Origin of the sequence: Actinotalea ferrariae CF5-4 (genome assembly GCF_000603945.1) — a bacterium.
Lineage (GTDB): Bacteria > Actinomycetota > Actinomycetes > Actinomycetales > Cellulomonadaceae > Actinotalea > Actinotalea ferrariae.
Map to the genome: position 1 here is coordinate 1 of NZ_AXCW01000236.1, position 6716 is coordinate 6716.

A 6716-nucleotide genomic window follows, 5' to 3' on the forward strand; every position below is an offset into this window, starting at 1 on the left:
CGCCGGCTGAGGTCCGCCGCGGCGCGGACCACCGCCGCCACGAGCCCGGCCCGCTCGTCCGGCGCGACGTCGGCGGCACGGAACGTGACCGCGATGCCCGCCACGGGGCGGCCGGTGTGGTCGGTCGCCGCCTGCGCCACCGACGCCAGACCGGGCGTGACGTCCCCGTCCTCGGTGGCGTGACCGCGGGCCCGCACCTCGCGCAGGACCCGCTGGAGCGACCGCAGGTCCCGGGGCCCGGCGCCCGTCCGGTCCACGAACGACGACGCGTCGGGGAACAGCGCCCTGACCTGCGCCGGGGGCAGCCCGGCGAGCACGGCCCGTCCGCTCGCCGTGAGGTGGGCGGGTAGCCGGACGTCGACGTCGGTGACCAGCGCGGGCCGGCCGGGCGCCCGCTCCTGGACCAGGTAGAGGACCTCCGGGCCGTGCAGCACCGCCAGGTGGGCGCTCTGCCCGGTGGCGTCGACCAGGCGGGAGACGACCGGGCGGGCGAGGCGGGTCAGCGGCGCCTGACGCGTGTACGCCGAGCCGAGGCCGAGGGCGGCGACGCCCAGCCCGTAGCGCCGCTCCTCCGGCAAGTGGTCGACGAACCCCTCGTCCACCAGGACGGACAGCAGGTGGTAGACGGTCGAGCGCGGCAGGCCGAGGCTGCGGGCGATCGTCACCGCGGGGGCGGGACCGGCCTGCGCGGCGAGGAACGCCAGCACGCGCACCGCCGAGCGCGCCGCGGGCACGTCCCGTCCCGCCGGAGCACCGTCCACGGTCGCCTCCTGTCTCGTATCCGAGACGGTAGCGGTCCCGGAGGGGTTCTGGCTGCGGCGACGCGGGTATGTGATGGCGTCATGACAACGTCGTCGGCGGTCGTGCTGACCGGCGCTCCGCTCACCGTCGCGGAGGTCGTCGCGGTGGCGCGCGACGGCGCTCCCGTCCGGATCGCCGCGTCGGCCCTGGAGGCGATCGCCGCGAGCCGCGCCGTCGTCGACGCGCTCGCCGGCGACCCGGTACCGCACTACGGGATCTCGACCGGCTTCGGTGCGCTCGCCCGCCGGCACATCCCGCCGACCCGCCGCGCCGACCTGCAGCGCAGCCTCCTCCGGTCCCACGCAGCCGGCTCCGGCCCGGAGGTCGAGCGCGAGGTGGTCCGGGCCCTGCAGCTGCTGCGCCTGGCGACGATGGCCACGGGCCGCACCGGCGTCCGCCCCGTCACCGCGACCACCTACGCGGCGATGCTCGACGCCGGGATCACCCCGGTCGTGCACGAGTACGGCTCGCTCGGCTGCTCGGGCGACCTCGCGCCGCTGGCGCACATCGCCCTCGCGGCGACCGGCGAGGGACCCGTCCACGACGCCGACGGCGTCGCGCGCCCGGCCGCCGAGGCGCTCGCCGCCGCGGGCCTCGCCCCGCTCGTCCTGGCCGAGAAGGAGGGGCTGGCCCTCATCAACGGCACCGACGGGATGCTGGGGATGCTGTGCCTGGCGCTGCACGACCTGGGCACCCTGCTGACGACGGCGGACGTCGCCGCAGCGATGAGCGTCGAGGCCCTGCTCGGCTCGGACGCGGCCTTCGCCGCGGACCTCGTCGCCCTGCGCCCCCACCCCGGGCAGGCCACCGCGGCCACGAACCTCCGCCGACTGGTCGCGGGCTCGCCCGTCATGGCGAGCCACCGGACGGTCGCCGAGGACGGGACGCCCGCGTGCACCCGCGTGCAGGACGCCTACTCGCTGCGCTGCGCCCCCCAGGTGCACGGCGCCGCGCGGGACACCGTCGACCACGCCCGCACGGTCGCCGAGCGCGAGCTCGCCGCGGCGATCGACAACCCCGTCGTGACGGTGGACGGGCGGGTCGAGTCCAACGGCAACTTCCACGGGGCGCCCGTCGCGTACGTCCTCGACTTCCTCGCGATCGCCGTCGCCGACGTCGCGAGCATGAGCGAGCGGCGCACCGACCGGTTCCTCGACGCCGCGCGCAGCGAGGGGCTCCCGCCCTTCCTCGCCGACGACCCCGGGGTCGACTCCGGCCTCATGATCGCCCAGTACACGGCGGCCGGGCTCGTCACCGAGCTCAAGCGGCTCGCGGCGCCGGCGAGCGTCGACTCGATCCCGTCGTCGGCGATGCAGGAGGACCACGTCTCGATGGGGTGGCACGCCGCGCGCAAGCTGCGCCGCGGGCTCGACGGGCTCACGCGCGTCCTCGCGATCGAGGTGATGGCCGCCGCCCGCGCCCTCGACCTGCGCGCTGCGGGCGGGCTCCCGCCCGCCGCCGGCACGGAGGCCGTGCGGCGGCTCGTGCGCGAGCACGTCGCCGGGCCGGGGCCCGACCGCCACCTCGCCCCCGAGATCGAGGCGGTCGTCGGCCTCGTCCGCAGCGGCGCGGTCGTGGCAGCCGCCGCCGACGCCGTCGGGCCGCTGGCCTGAGGAAGGAGCCCACCATGGCCGTCCGAGCCGTACGAGCCCCCCGCGGCACCACCCTGAACGCCCGGTCGTGGCAGACCGAGGCGCCCCTGCGGATGCTCATGAACAACCTGGACCCCGACGTCGCCGAGCGGCCCGACGACCTCGTCGTCTACGGCGGCACGGGCAAGGCGGCGCGCGACTGGCCGAGCTACGACGCGATCGTCCGGACGCTCACGACCCTGGGCGACGACGAGACCCTGCTCGTGCAGTCCGGGCGGCCCGTCGGGGTGCTGCGGACGCACGAGTGGGCGCCGCGGGTGCTCATCGCCAACTCCAACCTCGTGGGGGACTGGGCGACGTGGCCGGAGTTCCGCCGGCTCGAGGCCCTCGGGCTGACCATGTACGGCCAGATGACCGCCGGCTCCTGGATCTACATCGGCTCGCAGGGGATCCTCCAGGGCACCTACGAGACCCTCGCGGCCGTCGCGGCGCAGCGGTTCGGCGGGACGCTCGCCGGCACCCTCACGCTCACCGGCGGCTGCGGCGGGATGGGCGGCGCCCAGCCCCTCGCCGTGACGCTCAACGGCGGGGTCTGCCTCGTCGTCGACGTGGACCGCGCGCGGCTCGAGCGGCGGGTGCGCGACCGGTACCTCGACGGCGTCGCGGCGGACCTCGACGAGGCCGTCGCGACGGCCCTCGCGGCGAAGGCGGAGCGGCGTGCGCTGTCCGTCGGGGTGGTGGGCAACAGCGCCGCCGTCGTGCCGGAGCTCCTGCGGCGCGGGGTGGAGGTCGACGTCGTCACCGACCAGACCTCCGCGCACGACCCGCTCGCCTACCTCCCGCTCGGCGTCGACGTCGCGGACTGGCACGACTACGCCGCCGCGCAGCCCGAGGAGTTCACCGAGCGCGCCCGGGAGTCCATGGCCCGCCACGTGGAGGGCATGGTGGGCTTCCTCGACGCCGGGGCGGAGGTGTTCGACTACGGCAACTCGATCCGCGACGAGGCGCGCCAGGGCGGGTACGGGCGGGCGTTCGCGTTCCCGGGCTTCGTGCCCGCGTACATCCGGCCCCTGTTCGCCCGCGGCAAGGGCCCCTTCCGCTGGGCCGCGCTCTCCGGGGACCCGCGGGACATCGCGGTGACCGACCGGGCGGTGCTCGACCTGTTCCCCGACGACGACCACCTGGCCCGGTGGATCCGCGCCGCGCAGGAGCGGGTCGCGATCCAGGGCCTGCCGGCGCGGATCTGCTGGCTCGGGCACGGGGAGCGGGACCGCGCCGGGCTGCGGTTCAACGAGCTCGTCGCTGCCGGGGAGATCACGGCGCCGGTGGTGATCGGGCGGGACCACCTCGACTCCGGGTCCGTCGCGTCGCCGTACCGGGAGACCGAGGCGATGGCCGACGGCTCCGACGCGATCGCGGACTGGCCGCTGCTCAACGCGCTGGTCAGCGCGTCGTCCGGGGCGACGTGGGTGTCGATCCACCACGGCGGCGGGGTCGGCATCGGCCGGTCGCTGCACGCCGGTCAGGTGAGCGTCGCGGACGGGACGGCGCTCGCCGCGGCGAAGCTGGCCCGGGTGCTCGCGAACGACCCGGCCACCGGCGTGCTGCGTCACGCCGACGCCGGGTACGCGGACGCGGTCGCGACGGCCGACGCCCACGGGCTGCGCCGGCCGATGGCGGAGCCGTGACCCCGACCCCCGCCCCGACCAGCAGCCCGACGGCGAACCCGACCACCACCGGGTACTGGTGCGAGCGCGCCTGGCTGCCCGGCGGTCCCGCCGAGCGCGTGCGCCTCGAGGCCACCGACGGCGTGCTCCGGTCGGTCGACGCCGGCGTCGACCCGCGACCGGGGGACGCCCGCCTGCCCGGCATCGTCCTGCCCGGCATGGCGAACGCGCACTCCCACGCGTTCCACCGCGCCCTGCGCGGCTGGACGCACGGCGCCCTGCGCGGCGGGTCCCACGGCGCCCTGCGCGGCGGGTCCCATGGCGCCCTGCGCGGCGGAGCGCAGGACCGCGGTGACTTCTGGTCCTGGCGCCGCCAGATGTACGCGCTCGCCGAGGTGCTCGACCCCGACGGCTACCACCGCCTCGCGCGCGCCGTCTTCGCCGAGATGGTCCTGGCGGGGGTGACCGCCGTCGGCGAGCTCCACTACCTGCACCACCCGCCGGGGGGCGGCCGGTACGCGGACCCCAACGCCATGGCCGAGGCGCTGCGGGCGGCGGCGGCCGAGGCCGGCCTGCACCTGACGCTGCTCGACACCTGCTACCTCACCGGTGACGTCGGGGAGCCCCTCGAGGGCACCCAGCGCCGCTTCGGCGACGGCGACGCCGCGCGCTGGGCCGAGCGCGTCGACCTGCTCCGCCCCGACGCGGGCTTCGGGGTCGGGGCCGCCGTGCACTCCGTGCGGGCCGTGCCCCGGGACCAGGTGCCCGAGGTGGTCCGCTGGGCGCGGGACCGCGGGGCGCCCCTGCACGCCCACCTGTCCGAGCAGCCCGCCGAGAACGACCGGTGCCGCGCCGCCTACGGCGTGACGCCGGCGCAGGTGCTCGACGACGCCGGCTTCCTCGGCCCGGGCAGCACGGTCGTCCACGCGGTGCACGTGACCGACGACGACGTCGCCCGCCTCGGCCGGTCCGGCACCGCCGTCTGCCTCTGCCCGTCCACGGAACGGGACCTGGGCGACGGGATCGCACCCGCCGGGGCGCTGCGCGACGCGGGCAGCCCGTGGTGCGTGGGCACGGACCAGCACGTCACCGTCGACCTGCTCGGCGAGGTCTGCGCCGTGGAGATGCACGAGCGGCTCGCAACCGGCCGGCGCGGCACGTTCGCCCCGGCCGAGCTCGTCACCGCCGCGACGGTCGCCGGGCACCGCGCCCTCGGCCGGCCGGACGCCGGCGTGCTCGCGGTGGGCGCCCGGGCGGACCTCGTCGCGGTGCGCACCGACACGGTCCGGACCGCCGGGACGGACCCCGAGCAGGTCGCGCTCGTCGCGGGCGCCGCCGACGTGGACACGGTCGTCGTCGGCGGGCAGGTCGTCGTCGAGGCCGGGGTGCACCGGCTGGGGGACGTCGCGCGGCTGCTCGCCGACGCGGTCGGGGACGTGCGGGCGAGGGCGGCGCGATGAGCGGCGAGGGCGGCGCGGTGCGAGGCGGGGGCGCTGCGGCGACCGTCGTCACCGGGATCGGCGAGCTCGTCACCAACGACCCGGCGCGGGGCGACCTGCTCGGCGCGGTCGGGGACGCCGCCGTCGTCGTCCAGGACGGCCGGGTCGCCTGGGTCGGTCCGGCGGCCGACGCGCCGTCGGCGGACGCCCGCGTCGACGTCGGCGGCCGGGCGGTGGTGCCCGGCTTCGTCGACTCCCACACCCACGCCGTCTTCGCCGGGGACCGCGCCGCGGAGTTCGTCGCGCGCATGGCGGGGGAGCGCTACGACGGGGGCGGCATCGCCGCGACGGTCGCCGCGACCCGCGCGGCCGACGACGACGCCCTGCGCGCGGGCCTGCGCCGCCTGGTCGCCGAGATGCGCGCCCAGGGCACCACGACCGTCGAGGTCAAGAGCGGGTACGGGCTCACGGTGGACGGCGAGGCCCGGCTGCTCCGGCTCGCGCGCGAGGTCACCACCGAGACGACGTTCCTCGGCGCGCACGTCGTGCCGCCCGCGTACGCGCGGGACCGCGGCGCGTACGTCGACCTCGTGGCGGGGCCGATGCTCGCGGCGTGCGCGCCCCTCGCGCGATGGGTCGACGTCTTCTGCGAGCCGGCCGCCCCGACGGCGTTCGACGCGGACGAGGCGCGCCACGTCCTCCGGGCGGGGATCGCCGCGGGGCTCGCGGCGCGGGTGCACGGCAACCAGCTCGGCCCCGGCCCGGGCGTGCGGCTCGCCGTCGAGGTCGGCGCCGCGAGCGTGGACCACTGCACGTACCTCGACGACGACGACGTCGACGCCCTCGGCGCCGGCGACACCGTCGCGACGCTGCTGCCGCTGGTCGAGCTCAGCACCCGCTCGCCGTACCCGGACGCCCGGCGGCTCCTCGACGCGGGGGTCACGGTGGCGCTCGCCACCGACTGCAACCCGGGGACGTCCTTCTCCACCTCGATGCCGCTGGCGATCGCGCTCGCGGTCCGGGAGATGCGGATGACGCCGGGCGAGGCGCTGCGGGCCGCGACCGCGGGGGGCGCCCGGGCGCTGCGCCGGGACGACGTCGGGGTGGTCGTCGTGGGCGCGCGGGCGGACCTCGCGGTGCTCGACGCGCCGTCGCACGTGCACCTGGCGTACCGGCCGGGCGTGCCGCTGGTACGGGCCCTCGACCTGGGCTGAGAG

5 protein-coding genes are annotated in these 6716 nt (G+C 77.6%); 4 read left to right on the plus strand and 1 reads right to left on the minus strand.

The annotated features are described in order from the left end of the window. A partial coding sequence (locus N866_RS15250; RefSeq protein WP_173406166.1) for an IclR family transcriptional regulator occupies positions 1-761 on the minus strand: 761 nt, incomplete at its 3' end. 81 nt (positions 762-842) lie between these two features. On the opposite strand from N866_RS15250, the gene hutH reads away from it, so the two are divergent. The 4 genes from hutH to hutI are packed head-to-tail and all read left to right on the plus strand — an operon-like array spanning position 843 to position 6713. After that, positions 843-2414 (plus strand): histidine ammonia-lyase, encoded by a 1572-nt coding sequence (gene hutH / locus N866_RS15255; RefSeq protein WP_034227926.1) that lies wholly within the window; start codon positions 843-845, stop codon positions 2412-2414. 14 nt (positions 2415-2428) lie between these two features. Further along, a complete protein-coding gene (hutU, locus tag N866_RS15260) occupies positions 2429-4081 on the plus strand; it encodes a urocanate hydratase (protein ID WP_034227927.1) in 1653 nt (550 codons plus the stop codon). Next, positions 4078-5520: a formimidoylglutamate deiminase gene (locus N866_RS15265; protein ID WP_052023125.1), complete on the plus strand. Its 1443-nt coding sequence runs from the start codon at positions 4078-4080 to the stop codon at positions 5518-5520. The genes hutU and N866_RS15265 overlap by 4 nt, the downstream gene beginning before the upstream one ends. Next, positions 5517-6713 carry an imidazolonepropionase gene (hutI, locus tag N866_RS15270; RefSeq protein ID WP_052023126.1) on the plus strand — a complete coding sequence of 399 codons (1197 nt, stop codon included), beginning with the start codon at positions 5517-5519 and terminating at the stop codon, positions 6711-6713. The genes N866_RS15265 and hutI overlap by 4 nt, the downstream gene beginning before the upstream one ends. Positions 6714-6716: the final 3 nt, after the last annotated feature.